The organism is Oceaniferula spumae (assembly GCF_042849255.1).
Lineage (GTDB): Bacteria > Verrucomicrobiota > Verrucomicrobiia > Verrucomicrobiales > Akkermansiaceae > Oceaniferula > Oceaniferula spumae.
In genome coordinates this window covers 4,410,046-4,432,086 of the sequence record NZ_AP026866.1, presented here as the reverse complement: position 1 = coordinate 4,432,086, position 22,041 = coordinate 4,410,046, and the positions used below count along the sequence as shown (strand labels likewise).

General features: G+C 52.6%; 18 protein-coding genes and 1 tRNA gene. 7 read left to right on the top strand and 12 right to left on the bottom strand.

Going from position 1 to position 22,041, the window contains the following annotated elements; genetic code table 11:
* The first annotated feature begins 118 nt into the window (after positions 1–118).
* A complete protein-coding gene (locus ACSPJT_RS18900; protein ID WP_435894119.1) occupies positions 119–550 on the top strand; it encodes a hypothetical protein in 432 nt (143 codons plus the stop codon).
* 125 nt (positions 551–675) lie between these two features.
* The gene (locus ACSPJT_RS18895; RefSeq protein WP_435894118.1) at positions 676–2,139 is read left to right on the top strand and encodes an FAD-dependent oxidoreductase; all 1,464 of its coding nucleotides are present in this window, start codon (positions 676–678) and stop codon (positions 2,137–2,139) included.
* Positions 2,140–2,182: 43 nt separating this feature from the next.
* Here ACSPJT_RS18895 and ACSPJT_RS18890 read toward each other — a convergent pair whose 3' ends face one another.
* Entirely contained in the window at positions 2,183–4,168 is a 1,986-nt protein-coding gene (locus tag ACSPJT_RS18890) for a sensor histidine kinase (RefSeq protein WP_435894117.1), read from the bottom strand.
* Positions 4,169–4,172: 4 nt separating this feature from the next.
* On the bottom strand, positions 4,173–4,862 hold the full coding sequence (locus ACSPJT_RS18885; RefSeq protein ID WP_435894116.1) for a response regulator transcription factor: 690 nt from the start codon (positions 4,860–4,862) through the stop codon (positions 4,173–4,175).
* A gap of 165 nt (positions 4,863–5,027) precedes the next feature.
* Between ACSPJT_RS18885 and ACSPJT_RS18880 the strand changes: the two genes are divergently transcribed.
* Positions 5,028–5,555, top strand: coding sequence for an adenine phosphoribosyltransferase (locus ACSPJT_RS18880; RefSeq protein ID WP_435894115.1), 528 nt, complete (start codon positions 5,028–5,030; stop codon positions 5,553–5,555).
* A 62-nt stretch (positions 5,556–5,617) separates the two neighbouring features.
* Here the strand turns inward: ACSPJT_RS18880 and ACSPJT_RS18875 are convergent, their stop codons facing one another.
* Positions 5,618–6,376 (bottom strand): PEP-CTERM sorting domain-containing protein, encoded by a 759-nt coding sequence (locus ACSPJT_RS18875; RefSeq protein ID WP_435894114.1) that lies wholly within the window; start codon positions 6,374–6,376, stop codon positions 5,618–5,620.
* Between the two features lie 198 nt (positions 6,377–6,574).
* On the opposite strand from ACSPJT_RS18875, the gene ACSPJT_RS18870 reads away from it, so the two are divergent.
* Together ACSPJT_RS18870 and ACSPJT_RS18865 are read left to right on the top strand one after the other, a co-directional pair.
* Positions 6,575–8,899, top strand: a complete 2,325-nt coding sequence (locus tag ACSPJT_RS18870) for an alkaline phosphatase D family protein (RefSeq protein ID WP_435894113.1) — start codon at positions 6,575–6,577, stop codon at positions 8,897–8,899.
* Between the two features lie 58 nt (positions 8,900–8,957).
* A complete protein-coding gene (locus tag ACSPJT_RS18865) occupies positions 8,958–9,425 on the top strand; it encodes a DUF5069 domain-containing protein (protein WP_435894112.1) in 468 nt (155 codons plus the stop codon).
* Between the two features lie 108 nt (positions 9,426–9,533).
* Here the strand turns inward: ACSPJT_RS18865 and ACSPJT_RS18860 are convergent, their stop codons facing one another.
* The 8 genes from ACSPJT_RS18860 to ACSPJT_RS18825 all read right to left on the bottom strand — a co-directional run bounded on the left by ACSPJT_RS18860 (position 9,534) and on the right by ACSPJT_RS18825 (position 15,895).
* Complete coding sequence (locus tag ACSPJT_RS18860; RefSeq protein WP_435894111.1) at positions 9,534–10,145, bottom strand: PEP-CTERM sorting domain-containing protein; 612 nt, start codon at positions 10,143–10,145, stop codon at positions 9,534–9,536.
* A 451-nt stretch (positions 10,146–10,596) separates the two neighbouring features.
* Positions 10,597–10,671 (bottom strand) — tRNA-Val (locus tag ACSPJT_RS18855).
* 112 nt (positions 10,672–10,783) lie between these two features.
* The gene (locus tag ACSPJT_RS18850; RefSeq protein WP_435894110.1) at positions 10,784–12,364 is read right to left on the bottom strand and encodes a beta-N-acetylhexosaminidase; all 1,581 of its coding nucleotides are present in this window, start codon (positions 12,362–12,364) and stop codon (positions 10,784–10,786) included.
* 10 nt (positions 12,365–12,374) lie between these two features.
* A complete protein-coding gene (gene hisF / locus ACSPJT_RS18845) occupies positions 12,375–13,133 on the bottom strand; it encodes an imidazole glycerol phosphate synthase subunit HisF (protein WP_435894109.1) in 759 nt (252 codons plus the stop codon).
* Between the two features lie 35 nt (positions 13,134–13,168).
* Positions 13,169–13,897 (bottom strand): thermonuclease family protein, encoded by a 729-nt coding sequence (locus ACSPJT_RS18840; protein WP_435894108.1) that lies wholly within the window; start codon positions 13,895–13,897, stop codon positions 13,169–13,171.
* 7 nt (positions 13,898–13,904) lie between these two features.
* Positions 13,905–14,546, bottom strand: coding sequence for a M23 family metallopeptidase (locus tag ACSPJT_RS18835; protein ID WP_435894107.1), 642 nt, complete (start codon positions 14,544–14,546; stop codon positions 13,905–13,907).
* A 28-nt stretch (positions 14,547–14,574) separates the two neighbouring features.
* Positions 14,575–15,429, bottom strand: coding sequence for an undecaprenyl-diphosphate phosphatase (locus ACSPJT_RS18830; RefSeq protein WP_435894106.1), 855 nt, complete (start codon positions 15,427–15,429; stop codon positions 14,575–14,577).
* 97 nt (positions 15,430–15,526) lie between these two features.
* Entirely contained in the window at positions 15,527–15,895 is a 369-nt protein-coding gene (locus ACSPJT_RS18825) for a prepilin-type N-terminal cleavage/methylation domain-containing protein (protein ID WP_435894105.1), read from the bottom strand.
* A gap of 226 nt (positions 15,896–16,121) precedes the next feature.
* Between ACSPJT_RS18825 and ACSPJT_RS18820 the strand changes: the two genes are divergently transcribed.
* Both ACSPJT_RS18820 and ACSPJT_RS18815 read left to right on the top strand, forming a co-directional pair.
* Positions 16,122–16,964 (top strand): N-acetylmuramoyl-L-alanine amidase-like domain-containing protein, encoded by an 843-nt coding sequence (locus tag ACSPJT_RS18820; RefSeq protein WP_435894104.1) that lies wholly within the window; start codon positions 16,122–16,124, stop codon positions 16,962–16,964.
* 56 nt (positions 16,965–17,020) lie between these two features.
* A complete protein-coding gene (locus ACSPJT_RS18815; RefSeq protein ID WP_435894103.1) occupies positions 17,021–20,878 on the top strand; it encodes a choice-of-anchor D domain-containing protein in 3,858 nt (1,285 codons plus the stop codon).
* Here the strand turns inward: ACSPJT_RS18815 and ACSPJT_RS18810 are convergent.
* Positions 20,859–22,028: a 1-deoxy-D-xylulose-5-phosphate reductoisomerase gene (locus ACSPJT_RS18810; RefSeq protein ID WP_435894102.1), complete on the bottom strand. Its 1,170-nt coding sequence runs from the start codon at positions 22,026–22,028 to the stop codon at positions 20,859–20,861. The genes ACSPJT_RS18815 and ACSPJT_RS18810 overlap by 20 nt on opposite strands.
* Positions 22,029–22,041 lie beyond the last annotated feature (13 nt).

The following is a 22,041-nucleotide window of genomic DNA, read 5'->3' as shown; positions in this document are numbered from 1 at the left end:
ATCCGACGACACCTCGGAGAGATATATTTGTCATCGGTATCAGGTTTCGAATATTCGCGGAATAAGTTTCAGATGTATGCGCTCTAAGTGGGAAATCACCATTACCGAACATAACACGATGAAAATAATACTCAGTCTACTCAACTTGCTCGCCGGTCTTGTCCTCGTCAGATTTACCATTTCCAAGTTTGCAGCTTGGCCGATCTCTGTTGCGGCGTTTGAGGATATGGCAAAACCTTTGGGGATCGATCCTACCATGTTCCGTATCGGAACCGGCTTTATAATCGGTTTTGCAGCCCTGTTTTTCTTTGTGAACGCCATCCTTATTTTACGAAAGTGCTTGGAGCGCAATCAGTGTGTGCGCCTGTTCACCATTGCCAACCTATACGGTATCGGAGCGATGGTCGGCGCGCTTTTCTCTGAGTTTTTCCTGCGGACCGAAGTAAAATGGATGCTCGTTTACATTGCGGCAGCGATTATCTGCATTGCCCTCATCAATTTGTTTTCACACAGGCAGAAGATCACAAACTTACTGAAGAAAGTTTCCTAGGGTAAGTTAGTGCCGCGCTGGTGTGGTTTCATTTCCTCCGCATTCAATATTCTTGTTTGGTTCATCCGTGGTTTGCTCTGTTAAGGGAAGGCAAGAACTGGTTCAATCACGGGCAGGTGGAACAGATGCAACACAAAGATCATCACTGGACGATTTGTCCATTGTGCCAGGGCCGTGGCAAAAAAAACCGACGGCTCTCCGGCAAAGCGCGTCGTCTCTATCAGAACGAGCTGGATCAGTTTGAAAAATCGGGGGGGGAAGGAATTGCTCCTGTTCGTCCCAAGGGGCATGTGGAGGCTTGCTTGAGCTGTCGTGGCTCCGGGCTGGTTGCTTCTGATAGACCTGCTGTGGTGAACTCAGAACACTATCCACACCTCGCCATCATAGGTGGAGGCATCGGCGGGGTGGCTCTGGCGGTGGCATGCTTGCACCGTGGTATCCCCTTCACGCTTTACGAACGTGATAGTGGCTTCGAGGCCAGGTCTCAGGGCTATGGACTCACCTTGCAGCAAGCGAGTAAGGCCATCGAGGGTTTGGGGATTTTCTCGTTAGATGAGGGAGTGATTTCCACTCGCCACGTGGTGCATACCACCGATGGAAAAGTAATCGGTGAATGGGGCATCAGGAAGTGGTTGGAGTCGGACACCAATTTCTCCCCGAAGCGCACCAATGTGCATATCGCCCGACAGTCGTTGCGCTTGGCTCTGCTAGAACAGCTCGGTGGACATGATGTCGTGCAGTGGGGACATCAACTGGTGAATTTCAAAGAATGTGATGGTGGCGGTGTGGAACTGAGTTTTCAAGTGGATGGTAAAATGAAGACGGCCCAAGCGGATCTTCTGGTGGGCGCAGATGGGATTCGGAGTTCGGTGCGGAGCTTGTTGATTGGTGATGACGCCTCCCCTCTACGTTATTTGGGGTGCATTGTGATTCTGGGTATTTGTCCTTTGGCGAATCTTGACGGACTTGAGAGTTCCTTGCTGGACTCGGCCACGGTGTTCCAAACCGCGAATGGCAACGAGCGAATCTACATGATGCCATTTACCGCCGACTCGGTGATGTGGCAGCTTAGCTTTCCGATGCCGGAAAATGAGGCCAAGGCTCTCAGCGCTAAGGGAGCTGAAGCGCTCAAGGATGAGGCGTGCAGGAGATGTCAGTGGCACGATCCAATCCCCCAGATTTTAGCCGCGACCAATGCCGCGCAAGTGTCAGGTTACCCCGTGTATGATCGAGCACTGCTGACACCTGAAATGTTAGAGACAGGTTCGCAGGTGACATTGATCGGAGACGCGGCGCACCCGATGAGTCCGTTTAAGGGACAGGGCGCAAATCAAGCCGTGCTCGATGCTCTGTCACTAGCACGTGGAATTACTCAAGCGTGTAGACCTCAATCGCAGTGGAGGGAAGCAGGTCTGCGAGCCAGTGTATTGCGTGAGTTTGAAACAGAGATGTTAGAGCGCAGTGCGATCAAGGTGAAGGATTCTGCGGATGCTGCTGAGTTCCTGCATTCTGAGACGGTGCTGCATGAGGGCGATGAGCCTAGAGGACGGTGCCTGAAGAGGAAAGATGGAGCAGACAGCGAGAGCTAGTTTTTTTTTCAAACGCGGCCGAGGAGGTGTTCTTACCGACGATCTAACCACGGAGACTCAACTCAAAACAGGCACCTTTTTCCTGATCGATGATACGGAGATCACCTCCGAGTGCACGTGCCAGACGACGACAGAGTGCCAGGCCAAGGCCGACACCCGGTTTGGTATGGGCTGCTTCCTGAGCCGACTTATGGAAGGCTCGGAAAAGTTTGCGGTGTTCGGATTTTTTCACTCCCGGCCCTTCGTCACGGACTTGGAAGACGATTCCTTTCCGGGTCTCGAGTGCTCGAAGTTCAATAATTCCCCCATCATCATCGCCGCTGGCATACTTGCTAGCGTTGTCCACGAGGTTGAAAAGGATTTGTTCGACGGCAGTGGTATCCACTTGGATTTCCTTGGTGGCAACATTGGAGGTCACCTCACAATGAAGCTCCATGCCCGCTTCCTCGGCTCGGAGACGAAGGCGTTCGCAAATTCGATCGATCAACGCTCCCACCGCGACATTTTCCACGCGAGCGCGAGCACTGCCACGCTCGATGCGTGAGTAGGCCAGGACATTTTCCACCAGATGCGTCAGACGCGATGACTCTTTGCGCAGTGTATTGAGGTAATCTTTCTGTTTCGCCTCATCCTGCACCATGCCCTCAGCTAACATGTCGGAGTATAGACTGAATGTTGTTAGAGGGGTGCGGAGCTCGTGAGTGACCGACGAGACAAATGATGCCCTGCGCTCACTGAGCTTCACAACGCCGCGCAGCAAAACCACGGCAGCCGCCGCTGCTAACAGGGCACCTACCCACGCCACCCCCAAGGTTTTACGCATCGGAGTCCAGCCAAAGGGCGTCACAACGGCAGCCTCACCAGGAATCAAACGCCACGGCAGAGCTGCCATCACCATGGGGTCATTGGCATCCGGGTCGCTTTCCTCACCTAACATCACACGCAGGCTTTGCTTCACAGGTTCCAGACGAGCGTCAGGCAAGAGATCGACGATATTTTCGAGTAATGAGTTGCGAACCTGTTCACTGTCCAGCCACACGCCTTGCACACGTCTGCCAACTGTATCTTGAACGTCTCTGACCAGAAGCAAATCATTGCCTAACCAAATAGGACGCAGTGGAGAAAGATGTGCGCCTTCCACGAGGTCTTTGTTTTCCAGTATCTTGCTCTCATCAGAGGTCGAGGCAGCTGGTTCGATTTGTTGTTTGGCTTTGGGGCTCGCTGCTTTCGGAGCCTCCTTCGTAGCTCCTGCTGTGTTGCTCTCTTTGCTGGGCGGCACCCATTGTTTTTTACTAACAGCCTTATTATCGACGGATTTCTGAACGATCTCCTGGCGTTTACTTTTCTCCGCAGCATTATAAGTCTGCTGATAGCCTTTGGCTGACCTGACAAGATCCTTGGTGTTACCACCCCGCTGCTGCACAGCTTGATCGACGACTTTTTCGTTTAGTGCAATTTTTCCATCCTTCGAATTGTCGCGCTGTGCCACGGCGCAGATCACACCGAGGTTATTGTCTTCCAGTTTGCTTTGCGCGTTTCGGTTAGACTGCCAGCCTTGAAAGGTGGGATCGCGGAGTAATAGGTTTTGCAGGTTCTCCCAGTCGGTTGCCTTTTCACGTGAGAGCTTTGCGCCTTGCTGAACTTGGCTCAAACTGCTGTCCCAATTACTGGCAGGCATCCCCCAGCCGTTGACTTGTGGTGTGCTGACGACTCCTGAATTCACCTCGAAGTGGAGTTTGACTTTCTCAGGCACGTCCAGATTCAAGGGTGTTAGACGGGTGGTTTTCTGTAAATCCACATCGCGGAAATGCCACGCCGGCCGGTTGTTTTCCTCGGCCAAAATCCCTGCGGCAGTGGTATCCATGCGCCAAAGTGATAGTCTGATGCGCTCCTCAAGTTCTGCGCGTGCCTCAGCCTGAGCCCGATCTTTTTCCAGCCCCAGCGTGTGTCGCGTGATCACGCCCATCGCCCCGAACACCAATATGGCGCAGAGGGCTGATAGACTCCAGATGATCCAGGGTTTGTTCATGATGTTATCCTACTCTATACCCTTTTCCGCGAACGGTCACCACCACATCAGCGCCATGATCTCCGAGCTTCTCTCGAAGGTGGGCCACATGCATATCGATGGTGCGGGTTTCGATGTTCTTGGGGTCAATACGCCAAACCTGACGCAACAACTCCTCACGTGCGATCGCACGCCCAGCATTGGATATCAGATATTGCATCAGATCAGATTCGCGCTCTGAGAGTTCATTGCGAGAGCCATTCTCGAGCCTCACTTCGCGCCGTGAAAAATCGACCGAACCTCCATCGAAGCTGTATTGATCGTCGCCAACTTTTCGTTCGGAACTACGGCGCAGCACAGCATCCACACGAGCAAGAAGCTCTCTAACACTAAAAGGCTTCACCACATAATCATCTGCTCCCATGGTGAGGCCTTTCACGCGGTCAGCCTCCTCGCCCCGGGCCGAGAGAATGATCACCGGTTGCCCGGGTCTTTCCTTCCGTAAGGCTTCAAGCACCTCGAAGCCACTATGATGAGGCATCACCAGATCCAAAAGCATGAGCTGATAGGAAGCACGCAGAGCCTTCTCCATTCCCTCGCGGCCATCTGCCGCCGACAGAACTTCGTAACCGGCAAAGGTCAGGGAATCGACAATGCCCTGACGCACGGCGGCATCGTCCTCGACCACTAGTATAACAGGTTGCTCTTTCATCATTCAATCTGCGCAAGATTACCATCTGACTTCTAGGTTGTCTGTAAACATTGTGTAAATGCGCACGGCTTTGGAGGAAGATACGAGAGAGCTGGCTATTTCATCTGCGTCCCAGCCACGGTAAATCTTCCACCTTGTATGTTGAATCTTCTAGCCCTAAAAATAAGCATGCCTACGATTTCCCAGCTTCTCAGCGACAGCATCCGTGACGTGCCCGATTTTCCAAAACCAGGCATCCTCTTCAAGGACATCTCCCCCATCCTCTCCGATCCGGCGCTGCTTCGTCACTCGATTAACGAACTCACCGCAACTTCGGGCGGGAGAAAAATTGACAAAGTCGTAGGTATCGATGCTCGCGGGTTCATTTTCGCAGCACCCGTTGCGCTCAATCTTGAAGCTGGTTTTGTCCCGGTGCGTAAGCAGGGTAAACTTCCATGGGAAACCCACAGCATGGCCTACTCGCTGGAATATGGTGAAAATGTAGTGGAAATCCACAAGGACGCCATCCTTCCCGGTGAAAGCGTTCTGCTAATCGATGATCTGTTAGCAACCGGCGGCACTGCGGCAGCTGCCATCAAGCTAATCAAAGAACTTGATGCCAACCTTGTCGCGGCCTCATTCCTCATCGAACTCACCGACTTGAATGGTCGCGACCTGTTAGGCGACACGCCGGTGAATGCGATCATCCAGTATTAAAAAACCCGCCATCCTGTGAAAGGATGACGGGCTGTAAAAACATGAAGTTGCAGTCTGAGCGCTTACTTGCGACGGCGCAAGATAAGGGCCAGGCCGCCTAGACCAAGTAGGGCTGTCGATGACGGTTCTGGCACACTCTGGAGCACGACGTATCCACTAAGAGCTGGATCTTGATCGTCCGCATTGTTGCCGTCCTGCGTATTGGAGCGGAATGAAATAACTTGGGTTAAATCGTCTGCAACGAACGTGCCCACGATCGTGCCGAAACCATTATTGGTCGTGAGATTAGTATCATTCTGACTGTTAGACCTGGTGAGAATTTGCGGAGTCCCTCCCGATGTAAAATCGTTGTCGCCGAAACCAATTTCATACTGACGATCCGCGCAGCAACCGCGTGTGTCGTGTGCCACCAGAAGTTGGACTTGGTAAAGCCGACCAATCGTGAGTCCATTGAGAGTCAGATTGGCAGTGCCAATTCCACCAGTGAAAGCGCTGTGGGTCGAAAGAACGGTATCGATACCGCTATCCATGCCTGGATACCCCCAATAATCAGCGCTAGTGCCTTGCGAAGTGAAGGTGATTCCGTTCACGGTGGGAGTCGATAAGCCTCCGCCCTGATTGACGGCAGTGAGCGTGCTTACCACCCCACTGGTGCTTACTCCACCATTCTTAAAGCTATCGAATGTGGACGGAATATTGGTAACATCGTTTTCGATGTTGTAAGCCGAGCCCCATGAAATAGTGGCGGCTTGAGAACTAAACGTCATTGCGACGCTTGCGACGACGACAATCTTCTTCATGCTGAATATATTATCTTTCATAATGTGTGTTACCGAGGCGAAAACTAGCTGTCCGCTATATGAGGTCAATGTCTAAAATAGAAGTTCATTCCACAGCCCGAATATTGCACACTATCGTCAATTTTCCCTAACTGCGAAAAACAACGTTTTTGCATCGTATTCGTGAACAAATTTGGGTCAGATACGCGCGATCTATTTTCCCAGAAAACCAATTACCACATGAAAAGACGCCATTTCCTCACTCTCCTCAGCGGACTGTTCGGCTCCCGTTACTTGCAAGCTGCCGAGTCACTGTCCAAGACCACACGTATTGATGTCTGGAACCTTAGCCACGACCGGATCTTTCTCGGTGGCGGATTTTGGTCGAACCCGATGGAGGACTGGAGAGTCGAAAACGGCTGGGCGGCCTGCCAGACCGACGCAGCCAACCGGAGCATCCACTCTCTGCTTTATCAGCTAACAGATGGCAGCAAACCATTCACTATCTCTGCGGAAATCCAGCGTCCTGCGAACTTGGCAAAGGCCGGCAGCGCAGGTTTTAGAATCGGTATCACCAGCGACATCGGAGACCACCGTGCGAATTGCTTCTCGAATAACGGTTTCCGGGCAGGCATTGAGGGCGACAAGCTCATTCTTGGAAATGCTGAACAAAAGCTGACCAAAGCCGCCCCCGCTCATGCCGAACTGACACTTATTGGCAAACCGTCCGGTCAAAAAGTCGAACTGACACTCACAGCGACTGATCCCAAGTCCGGCGAGAAACTTGGGTCGGTGACCACCTCGCTCCCTGCCGACAAAATCGCTGGCAACATCGCTCTCGCGAGCCAATTCCCAGTCAAGGGCAACAAGAAATTCAATCGCCCGGGCAATCACAAAAACCCAGGCTACAAATTCCGTAACTGGCAAATCTCCGGTGACGCCTTTTCCCACAAACCCGACCAACAGTTCGGTCCGCTGCTTTGGTCGATGTATACCCTCAGCGACAACCGCTCGAAAGAAGGGCACGTGATGAAACTGAGCGCCCTAACAGGACCGCTTGGTGAAAAAGACAACCAGTATGTTGAACTCGAAATCCAGAAGGATGGAAAGTGGCAACCTCTCGGAAAGGCAAAGCTCGATACTGATGCCTGGCTGGCAACGTTCCGCATTCCTAACTGGGATGAAAAAACCGCCACACCCTACCGCCTGGTCTATCGTGAAAAACACAGCAACGGCTCCGAAACACCGTGCACCTGGTCTGGCATTATCCGCGCGAACCCTGTCGATCGCCCGCTGCGTATCGGTGGTCTCACCTGCCAGAACGACGTCGGATTCCCCTACAAACCTGTCGCCGACAATCTGGTAAATCTCGACCTCGACTTGCTCTTTTTCTCTGGTGACCAACTCTACGAGCAACATGGTGGCTTTGGCATCATCAGAAATCCCGCTGTCCCCGCCATTCACAACTACCTGCGGAAGTTCTATCAGTTCGGTTGGTCGTTCCGTGACTCCATGCGCAATGCGCCCACCGTCTGTCTGCCGGACGATCACGATGTTTTCCATGGCAACGTCTGGGGCGAAGGTGGTGCTCCCTACAATAAAGCCGCCTCTGGCCCTTGTGCCGGTGGTTATCATCAACCAGCCCGCATGATTAACGTGGTTCATAAAACCAACTGCTCACATCATCCGGATTACTATGACACCACGCCGTGCAAGCAGGACATCAGTGTCTATTATGGCGATATGGTTTATGGAGGCGTCAACTTCGCGATCCTGGCTGACCGTCAGTGGAAAAGCGGCCCTGAAAAATCCGGCTCCCCCGGACCTCGACTCGATCACGTCAAAGATGCCAAGTTTGACACCTCCAAACTCGATAAACCCGGCTTGCAAATGCTGGGTGATCGTCAGGAAAAATTCCTCGAAAAGTGGGCATCCGACTGGCGTGGGCACACTATGAAAGTGGTGCTCAGCCAGACAGTCTTCTCCGGCCTTGGGACCCATCACGGATCACGGAATGGCTACCTTAAAGGAGATCTCGACTCCGGTGGATGGCCGCAGACAGCTCGAAATCGTGCGATCGAACTGATGCGCCCTTCTATGGCCCTGCACATCTGCGGCGACCAGCATCTCACCACTCTCAGTCAGTATGGCGTCGACAAACAGCGTGACTCTAACTGGTGTTTCTGCACTCCCGCCATCACCGTAGGCTACCAACGCTGGTGGCTGCCTGACGAGGTCGACATGCCGCACAAAAACCGACCCTCCCACAACCTCCCCCAGACAGGAGAGTATCTCGATGGATTTGGGAACAAAACCTATGTTTACACCGCAGCGAATCCGGAGGGCAACTTCCGGGCGGGCGGTGGCAACCGATACGACTTCTCCCATCGCAAAGCCAGCGGCTTTGGCGTTGTCACCGTGGACACCAAGGCAAAAACTTACACCATGGATTGTTTCCGCTTCCTCTGCGATGCCACCGACGGCAAGGCAAGCAACCAATTTCCAGGCTACCCGGTCACCATCCAACAAAAGGAAAATCGCGGCGAAAACGTGTTAGAGGTCTAAGACAGCAGAATTGCATTCCAGAAGATCAATCGATCATTTGACAAGCTCGGCTAGCACCATGACTGTATGGCCTATGTCTAACGAAAACATCAAACTACTCGCCAAAGACCTCTCCAAGGAATTCCCACGCAGTCCGCGGGAGACCATTGCCGGCTACGTGATTGCTGGCCGCATGCTCGACAAGTGTCGCGCTGTGATTGCTGACACTGCGGATGAGTATCACTTCGACTGTCCACTCGACCGCGTGTTCTTTGACTTCACCGAAATCGACTCGGACAAATTCAAAGAGTTCGTAGCCGATGGAGCCACCGATGCTGAGGTAGCGGACTACATCCAAGAACACGCTAAAAAGCGGGAGCAGATAGAAATCATCAAGTGGAACAATGACCTGCGTTACAAATCCATTGCCGACATGCCGGATGAGCTGCAGGAGTTCTTGGAAGAATACATCGAAAAATACGTTCCCAAACACCGCCCAGTCTACGTCTGGTTCGACGTTTACGATCTCGAAGAAGGTCGCCTGTAATGCGATGACCAAGCACGTCGTCTAGCATCGTCACCATACTCCAAAAAAAATCACCCCGTGGGAATGACTACCCACGGGGTGATTTTATTAAATGAATTTCTTAGAGTCCTAACCGCGCTTGCGACGAATCAAAAACCCTACGACTCCCAGACCTAACAGCGCTAGTGATGATGGTTCTGGAACGACTGTTGTCACCATGTCTTGGAACTCACCATTCGTGAGATACACGACGTCAGCCTTGGGCAGACTATCGATGTTGACGAGGTATGTTTTGGCGAGATCAGCTGTAGTAGAATTGAACACCTGATTGTTACCTGTAGTGAGGTCAGTGGATCCGACTCCGTCGATGAGGATTTCCCAGATCGCCCACTGTGTGGAAGCCGCTTCTTGTGCAGTCTGGCCAGAGGCGTAGTAGCCACCGACAAGACGGGCAATAGCGTCAGAGACAGCAGGAGTGGAGAATGTGAGCTCCTTATCGTAATCGACGGTTTGTCCGTAAGAGATGAATTGATAGGGATCGACGCAAAAAGCATCGAACTGATCAAATTTCATCACACCGGAATTTACATTTCTCGTAGTGCTACCATCAAAGGTGCCGCTGAGGGACAGCCCCGGAGATACACCTTGGAAGGTGGCGGGTACGGATTGGGCTTGGATATGGCCGACCGTAGCTGTCAGAGCTAGGGCGGCTACTGCAAAACAGTGTTGTTTAATATTCATGTTAGTTTGGGTTGGGTGCCGTCAAACTAACAACCAAACTGAGGCTCAATACACACCTAAGTAATTGGTTTAAAACTCCTTACTATCATTACACATCAGTGGTAATCGGCTGATTTACATTCAATATTGATGTAATATTTAAAGTATTAAATATCGGCAAAACAGCGAGGTTTTCGTGTAATCAAGGCTCAAGAAGCTCCTGCTTAGGATAGGTAAAATTTATTATTTTAAATACCTATCGAGATAATTAATCACTCCAAATTATTGACGAACGGGCTCGAAGATCTGAAAAAATCGCTAATTCGGATATCTTGATAAATGGGAAAGATTACAAATTTCGCAAATCCGTTATTTTAGAGAATCTGGGGGATCAAACTAGACTGAATGTAAATGTCTTCCCTTCCAAAAAAAAATCAGGGAGTCGTGGTTTCCCATGACTCCCTGTTAAAAATGGTGCGCAATACAAGATTTGAACTTGTGACCTCTGCCATGTCAAGGCATTGCTCTACCACTGAGCTAATCGCGCACTTTGTTACCTGAAGTTTCCCTCAAGGCGGGCGCAAACTAGGCTGACGCGGCGAGGGATGCAAGGATTTTTTTGCATAAGATCACAGAGCATAAATCGCCCCGCTCACTGTCTATTTCGTTATCTCAGGACTGTTTGTAAATGGATCGTAGTATCCGATGCCACGCTGCTTCAGTTGGGGCAGATGCAGTTTCAGCCTGGATTCGAAATTGGCGAATTCCTTCCTCTTCGTTGGAGTCCATGCGGCCTCGGCCAAGGCTAACAGTCGGGGATAGGCCATGAAGTCGCGGCGTTCCTGAGTGACGGTGGTTTCGGTCCAGAGACATGCCTGGATGCCCAGCACCTTGCCACGGTAATTCTCCGGCATTTCCAGAGCGTCTGGAAATCCGTAGGTGTCAGCGAGAGGGTTGAACCCACCCCAGCGACGCCCTGACTTGTGGGACTCATGCTGCACGAAATCAAGATAACAAGGACGGCGCGGGCAGAGCACCACCTCATAGCCCTCTTTCAGAGCGTAATCGAGCGCCTGGGGTTTATCGTGACGCCACCAGAAGAGCAGAGTTTTGTCCCTGGGAAGGCCCGCGCCGGAAAGCTCGTCCCAGCCTCCCGTTTTGTATCCTAACTCATTGATGACCTTGGCGAGGCGCTGGTTGAAAAGTCGCTCCACGTCTTTGAGCTTCAGATTGTCCTTCTCCATGATTTTCTTCACCTGTGGCAGCTCCGGCCATTTGTCCCAACCGAAATGCACCTCATCACCACCGTAGTGGATGATTCCGGCATCCGGAAACAGCGCCGCAACTTCTGTCAAGATATCTTTGAGGAATGCATCAGTAGCTTCGTCGGCCGGATTAAAGGTGAACTCACCGTGCTTGCTGCTTTTTCCACCGGAATACTGGGGGTAGGCGCGCACGGCGGCGTTGGCATGGCCAGGCATGTCGATCTCAGGAATCACGGTGATATGGCGGGCCTTGGCGTAGGCGACGATGTCTTTGATCTGCTCCTGGGTGTAGAATGCGGCTGGGGCTTTGGGATCAGTTAGATTACCGATACCTCCCACGGTTGTGAGCTTCGGGTATTTTTTAATCTCAATACGCCACCCATGGGAGTCTGTCAGATGCCAGTGGAAGCGGTTCATTTTGTAATACGCCATCGCATCGAGCGTGCGCTTGACGGCTTCCGTGCCCGAGAAATGACGAGACTCATCCAGCATGTAACCACGCCAACCGAAGCGCGGTGCATCTGAAATCTCAGCACAAGGTAATGTGCGGGCGCCATCGTTATGCTCAGATGTGCGGAGTAATTGGCAGAGAGTCTGCAAACCGTAGAAATGGCCACTGGCGGAATCCGCGTAAATATTTGCCACCGTAGGTAAGATGCTCAGGTGGTATTCGCCCTCCCCTAGTTTTTCGAGCTTCTTATCCTGTCCTTTTCTCATTTCACCACTCAAAAACTGAATGGCACAACTGGCATCCGCAGGTGCCATTCTGAGATCTTGCCCCGAAGCATCGTTGAGTTGCTTCAGATAAAAACCGACCACATCGTGTGACGCATAAACAAAGGCACCGGGCTTCAGCACAAAATAGCCATCCGCTTTCTGATAACTAACAGGCTGAGGGATGATGCTGTGCTCAGCGGCGGAAACATGACAGGTTAGAAACGCTGCGAATAGGGTGATAAGTTGTTTGATCATCATTGCTGTTGGGTTATCGGCGAACCGGAATGCCTTGTTCGGAAAATAGTTCTTTGGCCTCGGCAACTGTATGCTCACCGAAGTGGAAAATGCTGGCGGCCAGAACGGCGTCCGCTTTGCCATCCTTCAATACGTCCACCATGTGCTGTAAATTTCCAGCACCTCCAGAAGCGATGACCGGAATTCCAACCGCCTCGCTAACGGCACGAGTCAGTTCGATATCGTATCCGGCCTTGGTGCCATCCGAGTCCATGCTGGTTAGCAGGATCTCCCCCGCTCCACGCTCAGCACATTCCTTGGCCCACGCAACAGCATCGAGCCCGACCGGATTACGTCCGCCATGGGTGTAGACACCCCATTTCCCAGGGCCTTCGCGCTTGGCATCGATGGCGACGACAATGCACTGGTTACCAAAGGCGGTGGCACCCTCATTGATGAGTTCGGGTCGGTTCACGGCTGCGGTATTGATGCCTACCTTATCGGCTCCGGCTAACAACATCTCGCGCATATCCTCGACCGTGCGAATACCGCCTCCCACGGTGAGTGGGATGAAACATTTTTCGGCCGTTCGGCGGACCACATCGACCATGGTGTTGCGTTCGTCCGATGAGGCAGTGATGTCGAGAAAGACGAGCTCGTCCGCCTCCTGTTCGTTGTAGGCGATGGCGCACTCGACGGGGTCACCGGCATCACGGAGATCGACGAAGTTGGTTCCTTTGACCACTCGACCGTCGGTGACGTCGAGACATGGGATGATTCGTTTGGCTAACACTTTATGTTTAAGTAATTGGATGATTGATAAATGAACTATTGAATGCCCCAAGCTCCATAATTCTTGGACTTGGCGTAGTTCTCGATTTTTTTAAGTCGGTCGCGCTGACGAGATCCGGAGGTGTTATCGGGTAGAGTCATCGGCTTGGTATGAATACGGCCGAGACCACGAGCGACTAACAGCTCGTGTAAATAACGATCTTGCCCCTCCCATTTGACGATGACATAGGCGTAGATCCGGTGTGAACGATAGACCTTCTCACGGGTGGTGGCGATGGTGAATTTACGGGCAGTCAGGAGCTTCTTGGTAAACACCTTTGCCTCCACCCCCACCTGAGTGGTTTGCTTCTGATTGAGCCCTCCCATGGACGCTCCTTGTTCCGCAATGCGTTTGTAATTGGTGTCACCGTTACCATAACGACGGGCGGCACTCTCTGGCGCATCCACAAAATAGAGTCTTACCTCCTCTTCTCCCTTGGACGTTTTAACATGAAAACTATCCCCATCGTTACCTCGGTTGTCGATCAATGAGCAGCTTTCTAACACCTCAAATCTATTCGATGACAGGTTGACCGGAGAAAGGAGTTTACTGGTTTCTTTAGCCTCCTGTTTCTGAGGGGCCTTGATCACAACCGACTCGTCCCTGACGCTCCCCTCGCGGACTTTGGCGTCGTGTGTTTCCTGGTATTTCATCCAGATGATCGCGGCTACAATCACTACCGTGACCAGCGTGCTGACGACGGTCTTTTTTTTCTGTCTCGCCATATCGATATTAGAGTCCTTTGAAACCTCGGTAGGCCTTGTAGGTGCCGGTGGGCACAGGATGCTTTCGCCAGTCCTTTTTCAGTCTACGGTGGGCGCGGATGAAACTGGTCGGGTCTGCCCAGTTTGTCAATGAACGCTCGACACTCTCGCGCTGCATTCCTGTGGTGAGATTGTGGCGCATTTCAAAATGCAGGTGCGCGGGGTACATGCCGCGGTTACTCCCCATGGTGCCTATTTGTTGCCCGCGCTTCACGTAATCTCCTTTTTTAACCGACATACTTCTGAGGTGACCGTATTGCGAGTCAATGTATTTCACCTTGCCGGATTTGGGATCGCGGTAGGCATGACGGATCAAAACACACCGTCCCCACCCTGCGCGAACATCGTAAGCAAACATAACGACGCCGTCGCCGCATGAATAAATCGGATCCCCCAGATCACTATCGCCGCCACCGGTGCCATTCCAGTCCTCGCCAAAATGCACTGGAGGACGGAGTCGCATCCCACGGGCTTTGTAATACCCTGCACCGTTAGGTTTCCCGACTGGGAAATCAAAGCCATCGGCTAGCTGCATGCGAACATCGGCTCTGCCTTCGATTCCCGAAAAAAGGAGACAAAGTGCCAGGATACCGAGGAGCCTGCCAAACATAACAGCGCAATACTGGCACAGGTATCAGCTAGGCCGCCAGCGAGAAATACAAGATACCTGCTATACCGGCCGCAAAACAGTAGTAGGCGAAATACTGGAACTTACCGCGCTTGATCGCCGCCATGACCACTGCAACAGCAAAAATACCCACGAGAAAGGCGCTCACAGCTCCAGCCAGATAAGGCGCGATGGTCTCGCTGTTGAACTTCTCCTTGAACTCATCCAATTTAAAAACAACGGCACCGGCGATGGCTGGGATCGACATCAGGAAAGAAAACTCAGCGGCTTTTTTGGGATCAACGCCCGATATCAAACCAGCGGTGATCGAAGATCCGCTGCGGGAAATTCCCGGCAGAATAGCGATCGCCTGACCGATGCCCATGGCGAGAGATCCCTTCCAGCCTAGCTCACGGTGTTTAATCCGGATGAAACGTGGTGCTAACAACAAGGCCCCAGTAACGATCAACAGACAGGATACGACCACGGGGTTGTCATAGGCTCGCTCGAAGATATCACCGAGGGTCACTTTTTCGCTGATACCAGTTTCAGGATTAGAAGTAAATTTGATCGGTGTGATCACTAGAATCACGGCCGGCAAGGTAGCCAATGCTAACAAACCAATCCATCGACGGTCTTCCTCCATATCCTTGGTCCATAATGATTTGGTCATGTTCCATAAGCGTGGCCAGAAATAGACCAACACACTCAGCAAGGTGCCCAGATGAAGCACCACTTCAAAAACCACATCGCCCTCAGCACCATCGGGAAAAGGCCGCATCCCCAACAAAAACTGGGTTAATACGATATGCCCTGATGACGAAATGGGTAAAAACTCTGCCAGCCCCTGAACAATGCCGACGATGATAGCTTTCCAGATTTCCATGATAATTTCACTGCCCCAGCGAGGAGCCACGCGAAACTAGGTAGACACCATGCCCACGGCAAGAGCATTCGCGCCTCAGGAAATAACTTATCGACGACTACTTGTGAGCATCCCCGTGGGCCTTGCATCTCACCACCAACTCATGGCTGTTTTCATCGACGTAAGCACTGTAACCGCCACCGTCAGGACATACCATCTCGCGCTCGAACAGCTTGGCAGCTGCTGGTGTGGCACAGTAATCCACCCCCTCTCGAAGCTGCTCCATGCTAACATTTGAATTTGAAATCAATGCCTTGCGAATGGAATCCTGAGTCATCACACAGCCCGCACGGTGAGCCTGCTTCACATACATCGTTGAAGCAGTAAACGCCAAGGTTATCAAAGTTAATAAAATTGTAATCGTTACGGTTATTTCCAGCAGGGTAAAACCATTTCGAGATTTCCGTGGTGTTATATACGCATTCATGGGGGTGACGGGGTATTTTTAGTTTGGCGACCTTCAAGGAAGGATTACCAAATTTACCCATAAAATATAAAATAACAATAATTATTTATGATTTTGTGTAATTTTTTGGGGTTATTGTAATTAAGTGCCAATGCTCCTAAAAATTCGCAGATTTTCTATTTCGTCTTTGGAAAATGAGATTAGGATAGGGGTTATGCGCACGTGTTTTTTGTGGTTTTTACTCCTCATGCTCCTTCAATCAGCATCGGCCTTAGCTGGTGAGCACCTACCTCTCTCCAAGACATTCATTGGCCAGAACAAGTTCCATCAGATGGCGCGCAAGGCGGTTAAGGAACAATGGGGACGACTCCCCATGGGCAGTCGAATGGTGAAGGTGGCCAAGGAACTCGAGGGTCTACCTTATAAAAGCTACACTCTGGAAATCGACAACCACGTTGAAAGCCCATCAGTCAACTTCTCAGGCATGGACTGCTGGACCTTTTTCGAAACATGCCTGGCGTTCTGTCGGATGCTAGAGACGCCCAAGGCTCAATACACACCTCATGATCTATTGAGGCAGATCGAGTGGACCCGATACCGTGGAGGTCGCTGCAACGGAAACTATTTGGACAGAATCCACTATCTGGCTGAATGGTACACGGACAATCACAAGCGAGGAAACATCTACGATCTAACTCGCCGCTTTCCCAGCCAACGCATGCACAACAAGTGTCAGGAGATGACGATTCTATGGAAGAGCTATCGTTACCTGAAGCATAATCCGCACCTGAGACGCGGCATGGCGGAACATGAAGCCAGACTAACCAAGATGCCTGTCTACATGGTTCCTAAACACAAAGTCGCCAGCATCGAAAACCAACTTCAAAATGGAGACATCATCGGTATCGCGAGCAAACACAATGGCGGTTACTGCTCGCATGTAGGAATCGTCATCAAGGATGCCCAAGGTCGCGCCCGCTTCATGCACGCATCCACCACCTACAAGAAAGTGGTCATCGACAGCACTATCTCCGGTTACCTCTACAAGTTCAACAAGCACGCAGGTATTCTCGTCGCGAGGCCTAGGTAGTATCCGCTCTCCACGAGACAATAACTCCGCCGGAACGGTCCACGCCATTCATTGATATGTTAAATTCAGGAAGAAAATCCTACTGGCTCCGTTTCCTGCTGATCCTCGGATTGACATGTGCTGCTGCCCCAGCACAACAAAGCCAGGATAAGGCCGTTCGCATCAGCGCAACCTTGCTGAATACACCTGATGGCATCCAGCTCGACTGGCTGGCACCATCGAGCCCTTCCTATAATATCACGCACCAGAAAATCTGGCGTCGCCAGCCAGGCCAGCCGTGGGGTGAAGAATACGACACCCTGGCCACCTCTGACCTCACATACACGGACCTCAATGTGGTTCCGGGGCAACGATATGAATACCGCATCATCCGCTTGTTTTCCAACGGCCCACTATTCTCCGCAGGATACATCGAGTCCGGCATCAAGATCAAGGAGGTGGACCGTCGGGGATCAGTAATTCTTCTAGTTCGTGACACAGCCGCCGCAGCCCTGCCCACCGAACTCACCCAGCTGCAAAAGGATCTCGCCGGGGATGGCTGGCATGTCATCCGTGAGGACGTGGCCGCTTCTGCGACAGTTACGGACGTCAAGGCAGTCATTTCCGGCCACTATAACAACCCGGCCACGCCCGATGTGAAATCCGTGTTTCTGTTTGGCAGAATACCAGTCCCCTACTCCGGCGACATTGTGCCCGACGGCCACACCAGCAATCACCAAGGTGCCTGGCCAGCCGATGTGTTTTATGCAGAGCTGGACGGCACTTGGACCGACACTACCGTGGACACATCTATCGGCCCCGCGCGCATTCAGAATAATCCCGGAGACGGAAAATACGACCAGTCATTTCTCCCCAGCAACACCGAGCTGGAGATAGGTCGGGTGGACTTCAATGCCATGACCCAATTCCCCAATGCGGGAACCAGTGAAACGGATCTTTTGCAACGATACCTGCAAAAAAACCACGATTACCGCCATCTCCAAGGGAACTACACCAGCGTTCCACGCCGGGGTCTGGTCGATGACAACTTCGGCTATTTCGGTGGTGAAGCCTTTGCGTCGAATGCGTGGCGGAATTTCACGACATTTTTCGGCAATGCCAATATCACCAGCGCGGACTGGTTCTCGACGCTGGATACCGACACCTATCTTTGGGCATACGGGTGCGGCGGCGGCTCCTACACCAGCGCAGGCGGCATTGGTAATTCTGCGCAGTTTGGCAGCACCGATTCCAAGGCGGTCTTCTGCATGCTGTTCGGCAGCTACTTCGGCGACTGGGATAGCACTAACAACTTCCTCCGCGCGCCCCTAGCCGGAACAGTCAACGGACTCGGCCTGGCCAACATGTGGGCGGGCCGACCTCACTGGCATCTGCATACCATGGCAACCGGTCGCACGCTGGGGTACGGCGCGCGTGTCACCCAGAACAATACAGGCGATTACATCACCGGTGCCGGAGCGGGCATGGTGCACGTCGCCTTGATGGGAGATCCCACACTCCGACTTTTCCCCGTGATTCCAGCCAGCACGCTCACCAGCACCAGCACGGATGGTAGCGTGGAACTGAACTGGACCGCATCTACCGACACGAACATCGAAGGGTATGCCGTGTATCGTGGCCAGAGTGGCGCGGATCTAACGGGAGAATTTACCCGTCTGAATGCCGAGCTGGTCACCGGCACCAGCTATACCGATCTTTCCGGCGTCCCTGGCACCACATACACCTACATGGTGCGTGCGGTGAAATTGGAGACTTCCGCGTCCGCATCCTACTTAAACTCAAGCCAGGGGATTTTCCACACCGCCGCCCCCAGTGCTGTGACCGGACCTGAAGTTAACGTGACCGGCTTGGACCAGCCGATCCAGTCAGGATCCACAGGCACGCTGTCTAGCAACGGCAGTCATTTCGGTGAAGGCGAGATCAACGTTTACAGCCAGCTTCATACGTTCACCATTCACAACAATGGTACCTCCGCCCTCACCCTCTCTGGCGCACCTGTCAGCATCTCTGGCGCTGCTGCCGGAGACTTCACCGTCACCCAGCCCGCGTCCACTGTCATTGCCGCTGGTGGTTCCGAGACCTTCACCATCGAATTCGACCCCACCGTGGTGGGCCCCAGAGTCGCCACGGTGAGTTTCACCAGCGATGATGCCGATGAGGGCAGCTTCACCTTCGCCATATCCGGAACCGGCCTTGAGAACACGCCTGATATTGATGTTCCCACCACCAGTTTTTCCACCACGCTGGCGAGTGGCGCCACAGGCAGCAAGAATCTAACAATTTCCAACAATGGACTTGGCGCTCTCGATTATTCCATCATTTCAAAATACGTCCACCGAGACTCTGATCACGCTTCAGGCCCGACATATGAGTGGCAGGATATTTCGTCCTTGGGCACCGAAATCACTTCATGGTCCGGGTCTGGAGCCCCTACAGACAACGGCGGCAGCGCAAGTATCCCTATCGGGTTCAGTTTTCCATATTTTGACAGCTCGCACAGCTCTCTGGTGGTTTCCACAGAGGGATTCATCATTTTCGGACCGTGGGTCAATGCGCCTAGCAACAGCCCTTCACTGCCCAACCTAGGCGCACCGGCAAACATGGTCGCTGTCTATTGGGATGATCTCGATCTGCGCTCGAGCTTCGATCCCGTCGATCAAGGCAGGGTTTACTACCTGCAGACCGATCCAGATACTTTCATCATCCAATACGAAGGTGTCTATCAGTTTAGCGAATCCCCATTGGTGAGTGATGACCGCCTAAGCTGTCAGATTATTCTCAAATCCAGCGGTGAATTCATCCTGCAATACAAGGAAGTGCCCACCAGCACACATTATACGGTGGGGTTACAGAACGACGAACTCAACGACGGCCTCACCGTGGCGGCTAACAGCAGCTATCTCAGCAACGAAATGGCGGTGCGCATCCTGCCTCCTGCGATCCAGTCCGGATGGATCACCCCGACGCCTAACAGCGGCACCGTCGCCCCATCTGGCAGTGACATTGTCACCCTCGCCGTTGAACCTGCCGCACTGCCATTCGGTTCCTATTTCGCTCAGTTGCTAGTCAATTCCAATGACCCCGACACCCCCATGGAAAACATCACCCTGGATCTCACCGGCGGAACCAACCGTGCTGAGATCCATCTCACTGGAAACAATCTGATCATCCCCTTTGGTGACACCAAGGCACACCTGTCCAATCACACCGACCTTGGAGAGCTTGATCTCGGTGCTCCTGCTGCATCTAACACTATCACCATCAGCAACACTGGCACTGCGGATCTAACAACTGGCACGATCACCGTGACCGGAAGCGACTTCTCCGTCACCCAACCAGCCACCACCGTCCTATCTGCCGGAAACAGCACCACCTTCCAAGTCACATTTCCCTCAGGCAAACCCGAGGGCGTTTACACAGCCACCGTCACCGTGCCATCCGATGATGCCAATGAAGCGAGCTACACCTTCGCCGTCAGCGCCAGCCAGTTGGGGTCGCTAGAAACATGGAGGAAAACCCACTTCGGCGATTCCGGTAACACGGGCACCGGAGCCAACGATCAAGACCCAGACATGGACGGGATTCCCAACCTCGCGGAATACGCTCTCGGCGGCATCCCCACCGCATTTGACTCCCTCACCACAGGACCACAAGTCACTATCGATGGCAATGATCGCAGTGTTCTAACATTCGATCGGACACCTGCGCTGACAGACGTTGACATCATCGTCCAAGCATCTTCAGATCTATCCGTGTGGGACGACATCGCCAGCAGCACGGCAGGTGCGGCCACCGTTGCCACCGGAGCTCATGCAGTCAACGAATCTGGTGTCTCCCCAGTGAAAGTCACCGTGACGGATACCGTCATACCTCCTAGTAAACGCTTTCTGCGTCTCAAGGTGACTGAGAATTGATCCGTGCACTGGCGCACTCCCTGGCGGCCGCATCGGCATCGATCAAAATTTGCAGGTCATCCGCGTGCTTCACCGCATGGGCATCCATCACCTCGCCTACGATCTTGGCGATGTCCAGATATCCGATTTTACCTTCACAAAAAGCGTCCACGGCTACTTCGTTTGCGGCATTGTAGACGGCTGGAAGTGTGCCTCCTACCTCGCCAGCTTTGCGTGCCAGATTGAGGGCTGGAAAATCGTCATAGCGTGGTGCCTCGAATTCAAGTTTTGCCAACTCTGCAAAATTCAGCGGCTTCAATCCACCCGGCACCCTGTCGGGCCAAGTGACCGCATACTGAATCGGAAAACACATATCGGTGTTACTCATCTGGGCGAGCACACTACCATCGATGTATTCGACCATCGAATGCACGATGCTTTGCGGATGAACAATGACATCGATGCGTTCCATCTCGATGCCGAACAACCAGCGGGCCTCGATCATCTCGAGCCCTTTGTTGAATAAAGTCGATGAGTCGATGGTGATCTTGCGACCCATGTCCCATGTGGGATGTTTCAATGCTTGGGCAAGAGTGACGTTTTTTAGATCCTCCTTCGGAGTTTGACGGAATGGTCCACCTGATGCGGTTAAAATCAGTCGTGACACTTCCTTCTCACCTCCTTGGTGCCCGTTCAGGCATTGGAAGATGGCATTGTGCTCGCTGTCAACCGGTAGCACATTCACTCCTTTTCGGGCAGCAGCATCCATCACCAGTTCACCGGCCATGACTAGGATTTCCTTACTTGCTACCGCCAGATCTTTGCCTGCTTCAATGGCGGCGAGAGCGGGTTGCAGACCAGCCGTGCCAACAATGGCGACCAGCACCATGTCTGCCTCCGCCAAGGTGGCAATTTCCAACAATCCCTCGGCTCCGAGATGGACTTTTACATCTTCAGGAAGAGCCGCGCGAAGTTCAGACTCTTTTGAATCGTCATAGAGCGCGACGTGTTTAACGCCCGTCTCCCGAGCCTGCGCCGCCAAAGATTCTACACTGGAGTTCGCGGCTAATGCCACGATTTCCAATCGCTCAGGAATTTCACTGGCTACTTTTAATGTGCTGGTGCCGATGGACCCGGTGGATCCTAACAAGACTACTTTTCGTTTCTGCATTCGCTGATCCATC